Origin of the sequence: Pseudomonas abietaniphila (genome assembly GCF_900100795.1) — a bacterium.
Lineage (GTDB): Bacteria > Pseudomonadota > Gammaproteobacteria > Pseudomonadales > Pseudomonadaceae > Aquipseudomonas > Aquipseudomonas abietaniphila.
The window spans coordinates 161,004-178,258 of sequence record NZ_FNCO01000007.1 but is presented as its reverse complement, the minus strand read 5'-3'; the positions used below and the strand labels follow the sequence as shown (position 1 = coordinate 178,258).

17 protein-coding genes are annotated in these 17,255 nt (G+C 59.8%); 9 read left to right on the top strand and 8 right to left on the bottom strand.

All coding sequences use genetic code 11. The features are described 5' to 3' along the window. Positions 1 to 8 precede the first annotated feature (8 nt). Both BLS87_RS15405 and xylB read left to right on the top strand, forming a co-directional pair. A complete protein-coding gene (locus tag BLS87_RS15405; protein WP_074753347.1) occupies positions 9 to 1,007 on the top strand; it encodes a LacI family DNA-binding transcriptional regulator in 999 nt (332 codons plus the stop codon). A gap of 28 nt (positions 1,008 to 1,035) precedes the next feature. Then, positions 1,036 to 2,520, top strand: a complete 1,485-nt coding sequence (gene xylB / locus BLS87_RS15400; protein ID WP_074753346.1) for a xylulokinase — start codon at positions 1,036 to 1,038, stop codon at positions 2,518 to 2,520. 66 nt (positions 2,521 to 2,586) lie between these two features. Here xylB and BLS87_RS15395 read toward each other — a convergent pair whose 3' ends face one another. The 6 genes from BLS87_RS15395 to BLS87_RS15370 all read right to left on the bottom strand — a co-directional run bounded on the left by BLS87_RS15395 (position 2,587) and on the right by BLS87_RS15370 (position 6,376). Then, positions 2,587 to 2,859 (bottom strand): hypothetical protein, encoded by a 273-nt coding sequence (locus BLS87_RS15395; protein WP_143024392.1) that lies wholly within the window; start codon positions 2,857 to 2,859, stop codon positions 2,587 to 2,589. A gap of 127 nt (positions 2,860 to 2,986) precedes the next feature. Beyond that, positions 2,987 to 3,250, bottom strand: coding sequence for a hypothetical protein (locus BLS87_RS15390; RefSeq protein WP_074753344.1), 264 nt, complete (start codon positions 3,248 to 3,250; stop codon positions 2,987 to 2,989). 149 nt (positions 3,251 to 3,399) lie between these two features. Continuing rightward, positions 3,400 to 3,819 carry a cupin domain-containing protein gene (locus tag BLS87_RS15385; RefSeq protein ID WP_143024391.1) on the bottom strand — a complete coding sequence of 140 codons (420 nt, stop codon included), beginning with the start codon at positions 3,817 to 3,819 and terminating at the stop codon, positions 3,400 to 3,402. Positions 3,820 to 3,928: 109 nt separating this feature from the next. Then, positions 3,929 to 5,260 carry an OprD family porin gene (locus tag BLS87_RS15380; RefSeq protein WP_074753343.1) on the bottom strand — a complete coding sequence of 444 codons (1,332 nt, stop codon included), beginning with the start codon at positions 5,258 to 5,260 and terminating at the stop codon, positions 3,929 to 3,931. A gap of 238 nt (positions 5,261 to 5,498) precedes the next feature. Further along, a complete protein-coding gene (locus BLS87_RS15375; RefSeq protein WP_074753342.1) occupies positions 5,499 to 5,822 on the bottom strand; it encodes a putative quinol monooxygenase in 324 nt (107 codons plus the stop codon). A 236-nt stretch (positions 5,823 to 6,058) separates the two neighbouring features. Continuing rightward, on the bottom strand, positions 6,059 to 6,376 hold the full coding sequence (locus BLS87_RS15370) for a hypothetical protein (RefSeq protein ID WP_074753341.1): 318 nt from the start codon (positions 6,374 to 6,376) through the stop codon (positions 6,059 to 6,061). A gap of 548 nt (positions 6,377 to 6,924) precedes the next feature. On the opposite strand from BLS87_RS15370, the gene pstS reads away from it, so the two are divergent. From pstS to pstB, 4 genes are all read left to right on the top strand, one after another. After that, entirely contained in the window at positions 6,925 to 7,944 is a 1,020-nt protein-coding gene (gene pstS, locus BLS87_RS15365) for a phosphate ABC transporter substrate-binding protein PstS (protein WP_074753340.1), read from the top strand. Between the two features lie 70 nt (positions 7,945 to 8,014). After that, entirely contained in the window at positions 8,015 to 9,010 is a 996-nt protein-coding gene (gene pstC / locus BLS87_RS15360) for a phosphate ABC transporter permease subunit PstC (RefSeq protein WP_074753339.1), read from the top strand. Next, complete coding sequence (gene pstA, locus BLS87_RS15355) at positions 9,007 to 9,885, top strand: phosphate ABC transporter permease PstA (protein WP_074753338.1); 879 nt, start codon at positions 9,007 to 9,009, stop codon at positions 9,883 to 9,885. Before pstC ends, pstA begins: the two co-directional genes overlap by 4 nt. Next, complete coding sequence (gene pstB, locus BLS87_RS15350; protein WP_062387611.1) at positions 9,885 to 10,664, top strand: phosphate ABC transporter ATP-binding protein PstB; 780 nt, start codon at positions 9,885 to 9,887, stop codon at positions 10,662 to 10,664. Before pstA ends, pstB begins: the two co-directional genes overlap by 1 nt. Before the next feature lie 214 nt (positions 10,665 to 10,878). On the opposite strand, the gene BLS87_RS15345 is transcribed toward pstB, so the two are convergent. Beyond that, on the bottom strand, positions 10,879 to 11,811 hold the full coding sequence (locus BLS87_RS15345; RefSeq protein ID WP_074753337.1) for a LysR family transcriptional regulator: 933 nt from the start codon (positions 11,809 to 11,811) through the stop codon (positions 10,879 to 10,881). Positions 11,812 to 12,173: 362 nt separating this feature from the next. Here BLS87_RS15345 and BLS87_RS15340 point away from each other — a divergent pair, with 362 nt between their 5' ends. Genes BLS87_RS15340 through BLS87_RS15330 form a run of 3 tightly spaced genes read left to right on the top strand, consistent with a single transcriptional unit; the run spans position 12,174 to position 15,040 of the window. Continuing rightward, positions 12,174 to 12,974, top strand: coding sequence for an SDR family oxidoreductase (locus BLS87_RS15340; RefSeq protein ID WP_074753336.1), 801 nt, complete (start codon positions 12,174 to 12,176; stop codon positions 12,972 to 12,974). Then, positions 12,967 to 14,826, top strand: a complete 1,860-nt coding sequence (locus BLS87_RS15335; protein WP_074753335.1) for a glycoside hydrolase family 15 protein — start codon at positions 12,967 to 12,969, stop codon at positions 14,824 to 14,826. Before BLS87_RS15340 ends, BLS87_RS15335 begins: the two co-directional genes overlap by 8 nt. A gap of 16 nt (positions 14,827 to 14,842) precedes the next feature. Then, positions 14,843 to 15,040 carry a hypervirulence associated TUDOR domain-containing protein gene (locus BLS87_RS15330; RefSeq protein WP_074753334.1) on the top strand — a complete coding sequence of 66 codons (198 nt, stop codon included), beginning with the start codon at positions 14,843 to 14,845 and terminating at the stop codon, positions 15,038 to 15,040. A 774-nt stretch (positions 15,041 to 15,814) separates the two neighbouring features. Here the strand turns inward: BLS87_RS15330 and BLS87_RS15325 are convergent. Further along, positions 15,815 to 17,245: a DUF2723 domain-containing protein gene (locus BLS87_RS15325; RefSeq protein ID WP_074753333.1), complete on the bottom strand. Its 1,431-nt coding sequence runs from the start codon at positions 17,243 to 17,245 to the stop codon at positions 15,815 to 15,817. Between the last annotated feature and the right edge of the window lie 10 nt (positions 17,246 to 17,255).

The following is a 17,255-nucleotide window of genomic DNA, read 5'->3' as shown; positions in this document are numbered from 1 at the left end:
GTGAAGCCGTGATCAAGATGGAGGATGTGGCGCGACGGGCACGGGTGTCGACTTCGACGGTGTCCCACGTGCTCAACGGCACGCGCAAGGTCAGCCCGGAAACCGTGGACGCGGTGCAGCAGGCGGTTCGCGAGTTGGGTTATATCCCCAACACGCTGGCCCGCTCGTTGGCCCGCTCGCGCACCCACACCATTGGCGTGGCGATTTCGGCGCTGTCCAACCACTACTTCAGCGAGACCGTTCACGCCATCGAAACCGCGTGCGCGCGCCACGGCATCATGATGCTGTTCGTCGACACCCACGATGATCCCGTGCAGGAGCTGCACGTGGTCAAGGCGCTGCACCACCGTCGGGTCGACGGCATCCTGCTCGCGCCCTGCAGCGATCCGCAACACGCCGCATTGGAGTACCTGCAGGCCAATGCGATTCCGACGGTGCTGGTGGATCGCATGGCAAGCGACGGTTTCGATCAGGTCGGCGTGGAGAACCTGCACTCGACCCGCGAGCTGGTGGCGCATCTGATCGGTCATGGCCACCGGCGCATCGGCATGATCGCCGGGCACCGTGGGTTGAGCACCACCGAAGAGCGCATCGAAGGTTACCGCCAGGCATTGGCGGACGCGGGCCTGACGTTCGATGACGCGCTGCTGGTCGATGGCGAGTCCAACAGTGAATCGGCACGGTGTGCCGCGCAGCAATTGTTGGGGCTGAGCGCACCGCCGAGCGCGATCATGGCGGCCAATAACCTGATGACCATCGGTGCGATGCATGCGCTGCGGGAGGCGAACATCGCGGTGCCCGAACAGATGGCACTCGTGGGATTCGACGATTTCGACTGGGCGGACTTTTTCCTGCCGCGTTTGAGCGTGATCGCCCAGCCGGTGCAGGCGCTGGGTGAGCGTGCGGTGCAGTTATTGTTGCAGCGCATCGACAGCCCGGAAGGACCGAGACAAGCGCAGCGTCTGAGTGCGACGTTGCGCATACGAAATTCATGCGGATGCCCCTGAGTGCGGCCGCAGACAGGAACGAACATTGATGAGTGAAGCTGTCTCTCTGGGCATTGATCTGGGCACCTCGGAGCTCAAGGCCATTCTGCTCGATTCACACGGTGGGGTGCTCGCCCAGGCGGGCGCGCGGGTGAGCGTTGACCGCAGACAATCCGGCTGGTCGGAACAGCATCCGGCCGATTGGTGGCAGGCCTGCCTGGCCGCCCTCGGGCAATTGCGTGCAGAGCACCCGACCGCGTGGGCGCGCATCGCGTGCATCGGGCTGTCGGGGCAGATGCACGGCGCGGTGTTGCTGGATGCGGGTAATCAGGTGTTGTACCCCGCCATCCTCTGGGACGACTCGCGCGCGGTGGCTCAGGCCGAGCAGTTGAATCGCGACTTCCCCGACTACGCACAGCACACCGGCAGTCTGGCGATGGCCGGGCTGACGGCGCCCAAGCTGCTCTGGCTGCAACAACACGAGCCGCAGGTGTTCGGGCAGATCGATTGTGTGCTGTCACCCAAGGATTACTTGCGTCTGCTGCTGACGGGCGAACGCATCAGCGATATGTCGGATGCGGCGGGCACGCTCTGGCTGGATGTCGCGCGACGGGCGTGGCACGAACCCATGTTGCACGCCACTGGACTGACACTCGGGCAGATGCCGACCTTGCTGGAGGCTGATCAGCGGTCGGGCGGATTGAATGAAGCGTCTGCGCGGGTTTTGAGCCTGCCGGTCGATTTGCCCGTGGCTGCGGGCGGCGGTGACAACCCGGTGTCGGCGGTCGGCATTGGCGCGATCAATGCGGGCGATGCGTTTGTCACCCTGGGCACCAGCGCGGCCATCGTCGCGATCACCGATCACGCGGCGGGCCATCCGCCGAGCGCGGTGCACAGCTTTTGCCATGCGTTGCCCCATCGTTGGTACACCATGGGCGCCATGCTCGCCGGTGCCAGTTGCCTACGCTGGGTGACGCGCCTGCTCGGCCAGCCGGACGAACAAACCCTGCTGGTGCTCGTGCAGGCCGAGTTACCGGTGGAGCACGCGGTGGCCGTCTCCAATCCCTTGTTCCTGCCTTACCTGGCGGGCGAGCGAACGCCGCACAACGACCCGTTGCTGCGCGGCGGCTTCATGAGCCTCGGACACGACAGCACGCCTGCCATGTTGGGGTACGCGGTGCTGGAAGGGGTTGGCTTTGGTCTGTTGGATGCAATGAATGCGGTGCTGTCAGCCGGCGCCACGATCAACGCCTGCGCCTTGGTAGGCGGCGGTGCGCGCAGTGAATACTGGGCACAGTTGCTGGCCAACATTCTTGATCGCGAGGTCTACACCCTGCATGGCAGCGAACTGAGCGCGTGCATCGGTGCGGCCAAACTCGGGTTTCTGGCGATCGGGCAGGGCGGTGATCTGTTACACAAGGGGATGCCGGTCAAGGCGCGGTATCAGCCCATGGCTTCAGTGCAACCCGCGCTGCGCGAGCGGTATGGAAAGTTTCGGGGGCTGCTACCTGCGGCGCAGGGGTTGAATGGGTGACGGGTGACTCAAAGGACCGACGCTAAAACAGTCTCTTGGGCCACTGCACCGCAGTCGACAACGCCGTTACCCGTGGTCCCGAAGCCTGAGCGCTGAGATCGAGGAGGAATCGCGTTTTTTACCGAATTCGCCGCGAATGCGAGCGATCTCCTCACGCAGCCTGTCCCTGACGAGCATCTGGTCTTGCTCGGACAACGATTCATACCAGCGTCGCTGGGCCGATCGGGTCGATGCGTCGTGCCCGCGGTCGGGAAGCGCGGACAGTATCGATTGAACAAAATCAGAGGCGGGATCGGTTCCGTCCTCGGCGCGGATATCCTTTGCGGCCGGGTCCATCATGTTGCTCCTAATGACCGTCTCGCGACGGGAAGGGGAATCACAGTCATCTAAAAAGGATGGCTATCATCTTGCCTTGCGGTCATTAAAACAATACGGATCGTAGGAAAAGTTACCGGTCCGCAACGCTTTAATGCACCGCCCAGGACCGTGGCGCAGGGGTGTGGGTAAATTTCGAGATGCCTTTGACCCAAAATCGCCGGTGTGAGGTTTCATTCGGCGGCAGCAGCGGCTGGCTGGACCATTGATGCTGGCGCTTGGACTCTTCGCGATACGCCTTCCATTCCATCGCTTCTGCGGTGTCTTTCGCTGCGCGTTCGTCATCGAACCAGCCAATCACTGACACTTCGCCCTGATCGCGGCCATGTTCTACCAGCAGAAAAATGTCGTACATACCTGTGCCTTTCACTCATCAAGTCCGGCCCACTTTTCGGGCTCTACTGATGGCTTATCGACACCGATGGAAGAATGTTTAGGTTTTGAAACACTCGCGCTGACCAGCGGTGCCGCGCGCCAGAGCGGCACACGATGGATCAGGGCCCGTTATTTGGGCAGAGGGGTCAGGATTTCACCGTTGTCGTCCAGCAGGATGAACACCAGCAGTTTCGCCGGCTGGGTGGTGCTTGCGTTTCTGGATTCGTAGTGCTTCGAACCGGCAGGCTCGTACCAGGTCTGACCGGCCTTGTAAGTGATCGCCTTGCCGTCGTTGACCCGCGAAATCACCTCGCCCTCCAGCACATAGGCAATCGCGCTGCCGCTGTGGCTGTGGGGAATGGACACTTGCCCCGGTTTGTAGTCAACGGTCAGCACCATGGCTTTTTTACCCGGTGCGTTGAGCATCGGGTGAGTCTCCAGCACGGTGACTTTCTCGTGTTCGGCGTCGTGGGCTTGCGCGTTGAAGGACATGGGCAGCGAAAGGGCCAGGCAAGAGAGGCTGGCGGCAAGCAATTTTATCGGGTTCATGATCGGTCCTCAGTGAACGAAGTGACAGATGACACGCTATGCCTGCGTGCCCATCCGTCACACCGCCAATCCGGGGAAAGATCATGAGGCCAATTTCAAATCCGGGCTTTCACAGGACTGAAATGGGGTAATCCACGATCAGGCGAAACTCGTTCTGATCGCCTTCGGCCTGATCCGCATTGCCGCGATGCCACGCCTGACGGATGCGGAACGACAGGTCTTTGGCCGGCCCGTCCTGTATCACGTACTTGGCTTCCAGGTTGGTTTCGTGGTGCTTGCCGTCCTCGCCATAGCCATAGGCTCGGTAGGGGCTGTCCACGGCCATTTTGGTCCCGTCGATGTCGCGGCCGTTGGCATAGCGGGCCATGAAACTCAGCCCCGGAATACCGTACGCGCTCATGGCCAGGTCGTATCGCGCCTGCCAGGATTTCTCGCCCGGGCCATTGAAGTCGGAGTACTGAATGGAGTTGGCCAGAAAGATTGAATCGCCGGTCGTGCCGGGACCGTTATCGCCGAACGCTACATAGTCGAACGGCTCGTCCCCGTGCACTTTCTGGTAGGCGAGGGTAAAGGTGTGACCGGCCATGAAGTTATAGGCGGCGGCCAATGACCAAGTGGTGTTATCGATGCTGCCGGCCTTGGCCTGACCTTCATCGAGCGTGCGGTAAATATTGAAATCGAAGGTCAGCGACTGATCGCTTGGCATGGCCAGTACATAGTTGGCGTTACCGTAATACTGACGCCAGATGTCTTCAAACTCCGATCCATACACTTGCACGCTGAACGCGTCATTGATGGCGTACTTGCCACCGACAAAGTCGACGCTGTTAGTGGTGACGTTGGCATAACTGGCAAAAAGCTCTCTACTGGCGCTTGTATGCTGCGGACCGTTACCTGCGGTGAAGTGTCCTCCCTCCAGATCCAGGCCAGTGATTTCACTGCTTTGTAAACTGAAGCCTGTCGCCGTTTGAGGGAAAAGCCGTGTACCGCCCGCTGCGAATACCGGTGCGGTGGGTTGCAAGGTCCCCCATTTGAGTTCGGTCCTGGATATACGCGCTTTAAGGGCGCCGCCGGCGGTTGAAAACTCGTCTTCCGGACTGCCGCTGCTGTCCACCGGGATGTTGCCGGTGCCCGAATGCCCGGCGCCTCCATCCAGTTTCAGGCCGTACCAGCCGTAAGCATCGACGCCGAAACCGACGGTGCCCGGTGTGAACCCGGAACTGAAGTTGGCCATGGCCGCCTGGGACCAGTCACGTCGATCCTGAGCGCCACTTTTTCCATCGCGATTGAAGTAGTAGTTGCGCAACAGCACATTCAGTTTTGCGTCTTCGACAAAGTCTTTGGCGTCGGCCTGGTCACTGACGAAGGGTTCTGCTTCTACGGATTGGACATATCCTGCTGAAACCGCCAGTGCGATCAGACTTAGACTTATCACTCTCATAATGGCATTACCTCTGGGGTCTTTGAGGCAGTCGGCTGTTACTTCAAGCAGTCATAACGCCAACGGGCCCGCAAGACGCAAAGGATAATCGGTGATTTTCAGTTCGCCACTTAACGCGCGCAATCAGGCCGCCAACGGCGGCTTTTCTGACGATTGGTTTAGTTAACAGGCAATTAAGCGGCTTTTCTCAAGTGGATGTTCATCCGTCGCGCGACATCGACACAGACACCGACATTGGTCAGCGCGTAACGGGCAGACTGCAGCGTTCGATGTCGCTCTCGAACGCCACCTGGCGCACGAATTGATTGATCAGCAGGCCGTTGAGGTTCTCATTACTGGGTTTGGCAAAGTGTTCTGCCATGGCCTGGCAGGATTCCCACTGAACGCTGATCACCCACACGTTGCTGTCGTTCTCATCCTGGCTCAGGGCGCTGTGTTGGCAACCGGGCAGGCGCTGGAGGTTACTGACGACCGTTTGCAAATATTCGCCCAGTTCTTGCGAGCGGCCGTGGGCTGCGTGGATTCGAACGGTATTGCTGGCTTCCTGGTTTTCCGGGGTCATGCGGGTTCTCCATCGCACCGAGATCGTTTCTCAACCGTTGCCATAGTAGTGGGGACCGTAGCAATTGCCAGTATCCAATAAGGCTATTGACGAGAAGACCAATCGGGGAGGAGGGAATTGACACGGGATGTGGGAAGAGAATGATCAAGCTTGGTCACGGTTTCAGCGGATTCGTCCCCTTGTGCGGAACGTACGTACGCTGTCGTGATCAAGCTCGATAGATAGGCAACTCGGGCTTATTTACTGCCGCTGGATCCTTCGCCGCCGCCGCTGGTGCCGCCACCGCTGCCGCCCATGCCGTTACCGTTGCTCATGCCGCCCCCCTGGCCAGCCGTGCCATTGCCGTTGGAACTGCCCATGCCTTTAGTGCCGGGTGTGGAGCTATTGCCGGTTTTTGGCGTGCCATCGGTGTTAGGACCTTGGCTGCTGGTACGTGGGCCAGTGGTGTTCGAGTCGACTGGATCAGTCGGGCCGGTGGAGCCAGCAAATGCGGAGCCCGTCGCGACGGCGAGCAGGCTTGCCAGGGTCAGGGCAGTCAGTTTTGTCTTGATCATGATGTGAATCCCTATTGTGGTCGTGGATACACATTGGTCTGGTGGCCATCAGCAGAGGTGCAGTCTTGCCGACAGACGGTCAGCGTTTTTCCGGCGAGGCCGGCGTCACGTGACAAGCGACCAAGCCCGCTATCGCCATGAGCCGCAAACCACCTGTGTGGCGGATGAAAAGCAGGAGTCGCAAAACTTCGAAACAAATCGGGCGAAGGCGGCCATCGCGAAATAAACGTCTCCAGTCGAGACGCACGCTCAAGCGTTTTTTTGCCTTGTAATTGTCACAATTCGCGCCGAAAAAGGCTGGGAAGAGCGGTTTTTACGGCGCTGTGTGGCGCATTGATATTAAATTCTTCAGCAGTAGACAACCCCCGATTTCTTCAATGAAACCGGGGGTTTCGTTTTTACAGCCTGTAAGAAATCACCTACAGCACGGGGCAGATTTCGACCTATGTCTAAAGACTGTCATCAAACAGAAATGTTTCGGGTTTTAAATCTGCATCGGGTCTTCAATGTGACCGCACACACACAAATTCTTCTGCTGAGGTATTGCCGTGAATCTGCTGACAAAAACACGCCTGTCGCTCCTGCTGGCTTCGATGTGCCTGACTGGAATGGCACACGCTACGGACGTCACTGGTGCTGGTTCGAGCTTCGTGTTCCCAGTCATCTCCAAATGGGCGCAGGACTACAGCAAAAGCTCCGATAATCGCGTCAACTATCAGTCGATCGGTTCGGGCGGCGGTATCGCTCAGATCAAGGCGGCGACTGTTGACTTCGGCGCATCCGACGCTCCCCTGTCCGCAGAAGACTTGAAAGCCGCAGGCTTGGGTCAGTTCCCAAGCGTGATCGGCGGTATTGTTCCAGTGGTCAATCTGGAAGGCATCGAGGCTAACGGCCTGAAGCTGAGCGGCCAGGTTCTGGCTGACATCTTCCAGGCCAAAATCACCAAGTGGAACGATCCAGCGATCGTCGCGCTGAACTCTGGCGTAAAACTGCCTGAAACCGCTATCACCGTCGTTCACCGCTCTGACGGCTCGGGCACGTCCTTTAACTTCACCAGCTACCTGAGCAAAGTCAGCGAGGCGTGGAAATCCGGTCCTGGCACTGGTTCTGCCGTTCAGTGGCCAGTCGGTGTGGGTGGCAAGGGTAACGAAGGTGTGTCTGCCTACGTAAAACAGATCAAGGGTTCGATCGGTTACGTCGAGTACTCCTACGCAACCCAGAACAAGATCGCTTACACCCAGCTGGAAAACGCTGCTGGCAAATTCATCAAGCCTGACGCCAAAGCCTTCGCCGCGGCTGCCGACACTGCCGACTGGGCGAGCGCCAAAGACTTCAACCTGATCATGACCAACGCCCCTGGCGATGCTGCATGGCCAATCACTGCCACCACTTGGATCATCATGTACAAGCAGCCGAAAAACGCCGAGAAAAGCGCGGCCGCTTTCGACTTCTTCAAATGGTCCCTGGAAAAAGGTCAGGCCCAGGCTGAGTCGCTGGAATACGTAGCTCTGCCTAAATCGCTGGTCAGCAAGATCGAAAACTACTGGAAAACCGAGTTCACCAAGTAACTCGACGTAATCCGGCTTACCCCTGTCATCGAGCGCTCGGTGACAGGGTTTCCTTGCGAGTGGACCCACCATGACTGAAAACACCCAATATATGTCCGCTGTGATTCCGGATGCGACATCCGAGAGCGAAAAACGCGCGGCCCGCGATCACCGACACGACGCCTGGTTCCGGCGCACGATGCTGGGAGCGGCTCTGTTGGTGCTGGTGTTGCTGGCGAGCATCGCCGGCTCGACACTCTGGGGCGGTGCCCTGGCGTTCAAAACGTTTGGCTTTGAATTTCTTACCAGCACTGAATGGGATGCGGTCAACGGCCATTTTGGTGCGTTGGTCCCGATCTACGGCACCTTGGTGACATCCTTTCTCGCGCTGCTGATCGCCGTTCCGGTGAGTTTCGGCATCGCGATTTTTCTGACTGAAGTGGCGCCGCCGTGGTTGCGGATGCCGATTGCCTCCGCGGTCGAACTGCTGGCGGGCATTCCTTCGATTATCTACGGCATGTGGGGCCTGTTCGTGTTCGGCCCGTTCATGGCCGAATACATGGCGCCGTGGATCAATGACAACCTCGGCGCGCTGCCGCTGATCGGTCAGATCTTCCAGGGGCCGCCACTGGGCATCGGCATGCTGACGGCCGGTATCGTCCTGGCCATCATGATCACGCCGTTCATTACTTCGGTGATGACTGAAGTGTTCCGCAGCGTACCTATCGCGCTCAAAGAGTCGGCGTACGCACTCGGCGGCACGACCTGGGAAGTGGTCTGGGACATCGTTCTGCCCTATACCCGTTCGGCTGTGGTCGGCGGGATTTTCCTGGGTCTGGGTCGCGCACTGGGTGAAACCATGGCCGTGACCTTCGTACTCGGTAATGCTCACCAGTTCTCCGCGTCCCTGATGATGCCGAGCAGCTCGATTGCCTCGGTGATCGCCAACGAGTTCAGCGAGGCTTACACCGACCTGCATCGTTCGTCGCTGATCGCGTTGGGCTTCCTGCTGTTTGTCGTCACTTTCATCGTGCTGGCGATTGCCCGTCTGATGCTGTCCCGTCTGTCGCGCAAGGAGGGTCTATGAGTAAGGCCGATAACGAAAACCTGTACCGGGCCCGCGCCTTCAAGAACATGATCGCGATGGTCCTCAGCTGCGGCGCCACCGTCTTCGGTTTGCTGTGGCTGGTGTGGATCCTGCTGACCACCATCATCAACGGTTTCCAGGCACTGAACCTGCGCCTGTTCACCGACATGACCCCGCCACCGGGTTCGGCAGGCGGTCTGGCCAACGCCTTTTATGGCAGCTTCCTGATGTCCGGCATCGGCCTGTTGATCGGTACGCCGATCGGCCTGATGGCCGGCATCTGGCTGGCGGAGTTCGCCCGTCATTCCAAGCTCGGCAACGCGGTTCGCTTCATCAACGACATTCTGCTGTCGGCGCCATCGATCGTGCTGGGTCTGTTCGTTTACACCGCCGTCATCCTGCCGGTCAGCGCCCTGACCAACCACCAGGTCGGCTTCTCCGCCATTGCTGGCGCGCTGGCCCTGGCCTTGCTGGTGATTCCGGTGGTGGTTCGCACCACCGATGAAATGCTCCAGCTGCAACCGTCGACCATGCGCGAAGCCGCACTGGCACTCGGTGTGCCGCAGTGGAAACTGACCCTGCAGATCGTGCTGCGTGCCGCCAAGGCCGGCGTGGTCACCGGTGTGTTGCTGGCCCTTGCCCGCATCACCGGCGAAACCGCCCCCTTGCTGTTCACCGCCTTCGGTAACCAGTTCTGGAGCAGCAACGTTCTCAAACCGATTGCAAGCGTTCCCGTGGTGATCTTCCAGTACGCGATGAGCCCGTTCGATGACTGGCATTCCCTGGCATGGGCCGGTGCCTTGATTCTGACCTTGTTCGTGCTGGTGCTGAGCCTCAGTTCCCGTCTTCTCCTTTTGCGCAATAAGGCATCCTGATGAATAACCTTTCCCTTGCCGACGAAAAAACCAAGATTCAGGTACGCGGCCTCGATTTCTTCTACGACGGTCATCGCTCGCTGAAGTCGGTCGACATGACCATTCCCGAGAAGCGCATCACCGCGATCATCGGCCCGTCGGGTTGCGGCAAGTCGACCTTGTTGCGCGTGTTCAACCGCATTTATTCCATGTACCCGAAGCAGGAAGCCAAGGGTGAAGTGATCCTGAACGGCGAAAACATCCTGGCCCCTGGCTATTCGATGAACCGCCTGCGCAGCCACGTCGGCATGGTGTTCCAGAAGCCGGTGCCGTTCCCGATGTCGATCTACGACAACATCGCCTACGCCGTGCGCCACCATGAAAAACTCTCCCGTCGCGAGATGGAAGAGCGTGTGGAAGAAGCCTTGCGTGGCGCCGCGTTGTGGGACGAAGTGAAAGACAAGCTCAAGCAAAGCGCACAAAGCCTGTCCGGTGGTCAGCAACAGCGTCTGTGCATCGCACGGACCATCGCGCTGCGTCCACAAGTGTTGCTGCTCGACGAACCGACCTCGGCGCTCGACCCGATCTCCACCGGCCGTATCGAGCAGCTGATCACCGAGCTCAAAGAGCAGTTCACCGTGGTCATCGTGACCCACAATATGCAACAGGCGGCGCGCTGCTCGGACTACACCGCGTTCATGTTCATGGGCGAATTGATCGAACACGGCGACACCGACACCATCTTCACCAAGCCGTCCAAGACCCAGACCGAAGACTACATCACCGGTCGTTTCGGCTGAGGCTGTAGTCTGCTCTTGGTTTTGCCGAAGGCGTAGGAGCGCGCTTGCCCGCGATCGGCGACGCAGTCGTCGTCAGGCCGATGTATGCGGTGTAACTCAAACACCGCATCTGCCGGTTTGGCTGCCGGTACCCGGCAGATCGTCCGAGTGCGGCCCAGAGCAAGCGGGCTCCTACAGGATCGAATTTCAAGCCACGCGCCTGGAGACCCGCGCTTCATCCCAGCGGGGCAGGGGTGATCGTGCTGTGATCCCCCATGAACTGCTCCAGTCGTTTGCGCAGCCAGCGTTCGGCGGGGTCGCTGTCCATCACGCTCAGCCAGACCATCGACAGCTCCAGATTGGGCGTGATGAACGGCAGCGGCTCTCCTCGCAACACCCCCGTCTTGTTCAACGCCAGCGTCAGGTGATCCGGCAGGTTACACAGCAGGTCGGTGCCCGCCATCAGGGCCGGCAGTGTGCTGTATTGCGGCACGGACAGCACCGCTTTGCGCTTGCGTCCGATCGCTGCCAGCCATTCATCCGCGAAGCTCGAAATGTTGGCCACGTGAGACACCACCACATGTGGCCGTGAGCAGTATTCGTCGAGCGTCATCGGTTCCTGCGAATCATCGGCCCGCGCCACCATCGGTTGCATGGTGCGCAGCAGTTTTCGCTTGGCATTGGCCGGCAGCTCGCGGGTCAGGCACACCGCGACAGTGATCTCGCCGGACATGAGCAATTCCGAGACATTCCAGAAATTGACCTGTTTGATGACGATGACAATGTCCGGCGCTTCCTGGCGGATCGCGCGCAGCAAAGGCGGCAACAGGCTGTACTCGACGTCGTCGGACAGGCCGATGCGAAACGTCATGTCGCTGCTGGCCGGGTCGAAGTCGCGGGTCAGGCTCAGGGCCACGGACATTGCGTCGAGTGCGGGGGACAGATGATGAATGATCTCGTTGGCCCGCGCCGTGGGCTCCATCCGGTGGCCGACGCGGATGAACAACGGGTCGTTAAACAATGCACGAAGGCGGTTCAAAGCGGCGCTGATGGTGGGTTGGCCGAGGAACAGTTTCTCGGCGGCACGGGTCACGTTGCGCTCCTGCATCAAGGTTTCGAACACCACCATCAGGTTGATATCGGCCTTGCGCAGCTCATTGCGATTCATAAATCGTCCCCGTAGCGCGGCATGTGTCATCCATTTTGTAACGAAATGATGGGCAACAGTTTATGGAGCGCCATTGGTTCACGTCCAGCGCAACCCGATGTTTCGAGGGCCGAGGGGGTTAACCGGAGAGGGAGACTCAACAGTCGGAGACGTCGGAGGTTACGACGGTATGGGCCGCATTTCGGACGAACGCGGAATCATTCAGCACAGCACCCCTGCACCTGCGGTATTGCGTTCGTCTGATCCGGGGCAGTTCAAGCGGTCTACCCCAGCGCTTGTGCCCAAGTGAGATCAATCCCAATGAACTTACTCCGAGCCCCGTAAGTCAGCATTGAAATGCTCATCATGAGGCTCGACATTCCATGCAGATTTCCTTGAAGGGCCAGGTTGCGCTGGTCACCGGCGCCAGTTCGGGACTTGGAGCGGGCGCAGCCCAAGGGTTGGCAGACGCCGGCGCGGCCGTGGTGATCAACTACCACTCCCAGCCCGAACCCGCCGAAAAATTGGCTGAGCAGATACGTGCCGCAGGTGGCCAGGCCGTTGCTGTGGGTGCTGATGTGTCCAGGGAGGACGAGGTCGAGAAACTGTTTGCCGAAACGCTCAAGGCGTTTGGCAGGCTCGACATCCTCATCGCCAATTCCGGTCTGCAGAAAGATTCGCCCATCGCCGAGATGACCCTTGAGGACTGGAACACCGTCATCAACGTCAATCTCACCGGCCAGTTCCTCTGCGCGCGCGCCGCCTTGCGCCAGTTCGCACGGCAGGAAATACGCCCCGAGGTCTCCCTCGCGCTGGGGAAAATCATCCACATGAGTTCGGTGCATCAGGTGATCCCGTGGGCCGGGCACGTCAATTACGCGGCGTCCAAAGGCGGCGTGAACCTGCTGATGCGCAGCATCGCCCAAGAAGTCGGCGAGCAACGGATCCGCGTGAACAGCATTGCGCCCGGCGCGATCCGCACCGCGATCAACACAAAGGCCACCTCCGGTGACGCTGAAAAGAAATTGCTGGAGCTGATTCCCTACGGGCGCGTCGGCGAAGCTGAGGACGTCGCCAATGCAGTGGTCTGGCTGGCGTCCGACGCGTCTGATTATGTCCATGGCACCACGCTGTTCATCGACGGTGGCATGAGCCTGTACCCGGAGTTCCGCAACAATGGTTAACCGTGTGGGACACACTCAAAAGCCTCAGAACGACTTACGCGACGAGGCGCAGAACCCCATCGAGAATCACGGCATCATTGGCGACATGCGCAGCGCTGCGCTGGTGGCCGACACCGGCAGCATCGATTTCTGTTGCTGGCCGGATTTCGACAGTGCCAGCATTTTCAGTGCGCTGCTCGACACGCCGGACGCCGGGATCTTCCAGTTGTCACCGCTGTTGCCTGACGCCCGTCGGCAACAGTTGTACCTGCCGGAAACCAACGTGTTGATGACGCGCTGGATCGCCAAGGATGCGGTCGTCGAGGTCACCGATTTGATGCCGATTGCCTCCGATGTCGACGATTTACCTCGGTTGGTTCGTCGGATTCACGTGCGCTACGGCACGGCGCGCGTGCGCATGCTGTGCCGGGTGCGCCACGACTACAGCCGCGCAGACACGCAGGCTCAAATGGCGGGCGAGGACGTGCTGTTCACCGCCCTTGAGCAGCCGGCCTTGCGTTTGTCTGCCACCACGGCATTGACGATTGAGGGGCAGGCGGCCGTTGCCGAGTTCCAGATGAAGCAAGGCGAAATCGCTGAGTTCATGCTGGGCGGTGCTGGAGACGAACAGGTCAAGGCCAGTCGGTGCGACTGCGACCTCAAGAGCACGGTGAATTTCTGGCAGCACTGGAGCCGACATTCCAACTACCGCGGGCGGTGGCGGGAAACGGTCAATCGCTCGGCGCTGGCGCTCAAGCTGCTGACCTCACGCAAGCACGGTGGAATCGTCGCTGCCGCCACCTTCGGACTTCCGGAAGAAGAGGGCGGCGAGCGCAACTGGGACTATCGCTACACCTGGATTCGCGATGCGTCCTTTACGGTCTACGCGTTCATGCGGCTTGGCTATACCGACGAGGCGAACGACTTCATGAAGTGGGTGCGCGGGCGCATGGGGGACTGCTGTGAAGAGTCCACCCGGCTGGGGATCCTGTACGCGCTGGACGGCCGTGAAGAACTCCCGGAAGAAAACCTTGAACACCTCTCCGGTTATGGCGGCGCAACGCCGGTTCGTATTGGCAATGAAGCGTACAAACAAACGCAACTCGACATCTATGGCGAGCTGATGGATGCGGTGTACCTGGCCAACAAGTACGGTGAAGCCATTTCCCACGAAGGCTGGAAACATGCGAGTCGGCTGGTCAATGAGCTGTGCGAGAGCTGGAACACCAAGGACGTCGGCATCTGGGAAATGCGTGGGGAGGATCAGCACTTCCTTCATTCCAGGTTGATGTGCTGGGTAGCGCTGGACCGCGCGTTGCGTCTGTCGCTGAAGCGTTCACTGCCCGCACCGTTTGAAAAGTGGGACAAGACACGCCAGGCGATCCACGACGACATTTGGGACAACTTCTGGGACCCCGAGCTAGGGCATTTCGTCCAGCACAAGGGCAGCAAGAACCTGGATGCGTCGATGCTGTTGATGCCACTGGTGAGGTTTGTCGGCGCCAGCGACCCCAAGTGGATCAAGACGCTGGAAGCCATCGAGCGCACGCTGGTACGCGACGGCATGGTGTTCCGCTATCGCAACGACGACGATTATGGGGACGGCCTGGAGGGTGACGAAGGCGCCTTTGTGGCGTGCTCGTTCTGGTACGTCGAGTGTCTGGCACGGGCCGGACGCGTCGAGCAGGCGCACCTGGAGTTCGAGCAACTGCTGCGCTACGCCAACCCGCTGGGCCTGTACGCTGAGGAATTCGACACCCACGGCCACCATTTGGGTAACACCCCGCAGGCGTTGAGTCACCTGGCGCTGATCAGCGCGGCGAGCTTTCTCGATCGCAAACTTGAAGGCAGCCAGACACTCTGGCAGCCCTGATTAGAGGAGAAGCATCATGGCTCACGCTTTCAAGGTCGGCGATCACGTGCGCTGGAACTCCGATGTCGGGCATGTTGTGGGGAAAGTCACCAAGGTGCATACCCAGGACTGCGAATTCATGGGCCGCCACCGCCCCGCGCCGCAGTACGAAGTCAAAAGCGACAAGACCGGGCATCTGGCGATGCACAAGGAAGAGGCGTTGGAGAAGGCTTGAGTATGTTGGGTGAGCGCGCTTGGTAGCGCTTCAACCGTCGGCAAGCGCGCTCCTTCGGCCTGCGACCAGAGTCAAGGGCCTAAACGTGTCGCTTGCCCGCTTCTGCCGAAGGCGTAGGAGCGTGGCTTGTCCCGCGATCTGCCGGGGACCGGCAGCAAACCCGGCTGATGCGGTCTCTCTGGCACACCGAGTTGCCTGAATTTACTGCCGCTTCGCGCCAGATCGCGGGACAAGCCACGCTCCTACGGCCTGCGGCCAGAATCAAAAGCCTCGAAACATGTCGTTCGCCCTGCGGCCAGAATCAAAAGCATTGACAGTGTCGTTCGCCCTGCGGCCAGAATCAAAAGCATTGACAGTGTCGTTCGCCCTGCGGCCAGAATCAAAAGCATTGACAGTGTCGTTTGCCCTGCGGCCAGAATCAAAGGCCTTGAAACGTGTCGCTGTTCCGCTTCTGCCGAAGGCGTAGGAGCGTGGCTTGTCCCGCGATCTGCCGGGAACCGGCAGCAAACCCGGCTGATGCGGTCTTTCTGACGCACCGAGTTGCCTGACTTTACTGCCGCTTCGCGCCAGATCGTCCGAATGCGGCCCAGACCAAGCGCGCTCCTACAGCCTGCGGCCAGAATCAAAAGCCTTGAACGTGTCGTTCGATCTGCGGCCGGAATCAAAAGGCTGAAACGCGATGCTCGCCCGCTTCTGCCGAAGGCTTAGGCGCGCCCAGATTCAGGAGCCCAGAAACGTGTCGCTCCCACACCCTGCGGGCGGACGCATTACGCGCTACTTGGCCCTTAACTCGTATCCCAGCGGCAACGTCTGCAGATCGAACCGGTCGGCGATCGTTCCGCAATAACTGGTGCGCGCCAGATACGCGCCTGGCCCTTTCAGATACGTATCTATGTTCTCCACTTCCTCGCACAATTCAAACGTCCGGTTTTGCAGCACGCCCGCGGCCTGCGCCGAGCGCAGAGCCCCGTTTGGCGTCCAGTCGGAGATGATCAGGGCGCCTTGGGGGGCGGATTTTTCGTAGATTAAGACAAATTGTTCGGCGGAGCGATCACGCAGGTAAGGCGCCATGAAGTAGTGGATGTCATCCCGAAACGGCAACGCTTCCTTGTGGGTTGGCAGGTTGACCGCACCGCTGGCGTAGATGGCAAAGACCGCCAGAAGGGTCACCGGCGCCGCGAGCGGTGAGGCATTGACCAGCGCAGCAGCTGCGGTACGTTGCAACAGGGCCTGAAGTTGCATCACGCCGATGATGCTCAACAGTACCGCGCCGGGCAGGAAGAAGGTGAAGCGGTCGGTGACGTTGTAGGAGACCGCGAAGATGAAATTCATCATTGCCGCGCACCACAACAGCCTCAATTTCGGGTTCTTGGGGAACACCAGCAGCCCCACTAGCTGAGGGCCAATCAGCGACAACATCAACAGCATGACGGAGTTCTTCTCGTGCCACATGTCGTCGAAGCGGAACAGCGACCCTTGCCAGCTTTGTTCCGCGGCGCGGTCGGGAATGCCGATCAGGTAGCGATGCCCGATGTCGTACAGCCCGACACCCGCCCGCAGCTCGTTGGCGACGCCGGGGAACGCCACGCTGAAGCCCAAGGCAAACCCCGGCAGCGTCATCAGGGTGCGCCATTTGTGTTGCCACAGCAGTTGCACGTACAGCGGCAACAGCACGATAAAGGTCAACTGATGAATGGCGCCTGCAAGCCCGGTCAGCACGCCGATCAGGAACAACTTCTGCAACGCACCCAGGCGAAACTTTTCATCGACGTGCAGCATGTACGCCAGCGTGACGAGCACCACGTGCAGGAGGTAGACCTCCGCCTTGGTCGACACCCAGAACACGCAATGGCACAGGATCGCGGCGGCGGCGGAGAGCAGGGCGAGCTGCGTCGTGGCGCCTACGCCTTTTGCCAGGCGGTAAATGGCCCACGCCAGTGGGATGAGCAGCAGTGAATTCATGAAACTCAGCACCTGCGGGCCAAATCCGGCATAGAGCGCGGTGGTCACGAACAGGTAGAGCGGATGATCAAGCGGCCCCAGGGTCTGGCTGAAGTACACGCCTTGGGACGCATCGGCGAGAAAGATGCCGTTGTCCATCCATTGAATCGGCCCGCTGGAGGCGAGAAAACTGGCGAGGATTGCCCCGATCACCAGCAGCAACGGAATCACCGTCGCCGCTCGATAACGTACTGCTGCCACCATGAACTGCACT

Bases quoted from the DNA above. Each gene is read 5' to 3' on its own strand.
- xylB (WP_074753346.1), top strand. From the start codon at position 1,036: ATGAGTGAAGCTGTCTCTCTGGGCATTGATCTGGGCACCTCGGAGCTC.
- BLS87_RS15395 (WP_143024392.1), bottom strand. From the start codon at position 2,859: ATGATGGACCCGGCCGCAAAGGATATCCGCGCCGAGGACGGAACCGAT.
- BLS87_RS15390 (WP_074753344.1), bottom strand. From the start codon at position 3,250: ATGTACGACATTTTTCTGCTGGTAGAACATGGCCGCGATCAGGGCGAA.
- BLS87_RS15385 (WP_143024391.1), bottom strand. From the start codon at position 3,819: ATGAACCCGATAAAATTGCTTGCCGCCAGCCTCTCTTGCCTGGCCCTT.
- BLS87_RS15380 (WP_074753343.1), bottom strand. From the start codon at position 5,260: ATGAGAGTGATAAGTCTAAGTCTGATCGCACTGGCGGTTTCAGCAGGA.
- BLS87_RS15375 (WP_074753342.1), bottom strand. From the start codon at position 5,822: ATGACCCCGGAAAACCAGGAAGCCAGCAATACCGTTCGAATCCACGCA.
- BLS87_RS15370 (WP_074753341.1), bottom strand. From the start codon at position 6,376: ATGATCAAGACAAAACTGACTGCCCTGACCCTGGCAAGCCTGCTCGCC.
- pstC (WP_074753339.1), top strand. From the start codon at position 8,015: ATGACTGAAAACACCCAATATATGTCCGCTGTGATTCCGGATGCGACA.
- pstA (WP_074753338.1), top strand. From the start codon at position 9,007: ATGAGTAAGGCCGATAACGAAAACCTGTACCGGGCCCGCGCCTTCAAG.
- pstB (WP_062387611.1), top strand. From the start codon at position 9,885: ATGAATAACCTTTCCCTTGCCGACGAAAAAACCAAGATTCAGGTACGC.
- BLS87_RS15345 (WP_074753337.1), bottom strand. From the start codon at position 11,811: ATGAATCGCAATGAGCTGCGCAAGGCCGATATCAACCTGATGGTGGTG.
- BLS87_RS15340 (WP_074753336.1), top strand. From the start codon at position 12,174: ATGCAGATTTCCTTGAAGGGCCAGGTTGCGCTGGTCACCGGCGCCAGT.
- BLS87_RS15335 (WP_074753335.1), top strand. From the start codon at position 12,967: ATGGTTAACCGTGTGGGACACACTCAAAAGCCTCAGAACGACTTACGC.
- BLS87_RS15330 (WP_074753334.1), top strand. From the start codon at position 14,843: ATGGCTCACGCTTTCAAGGTCGGCGATCACGTGCGCTGGAACTCCGAT.
- BLS87_RS15325 (WP_074753333.1), bottom strand. From the start codon at position 17,245: ATGGTGGCAGCAGTACGTTATCGAGCGGCGACGGTGATTCCGTTGCTG.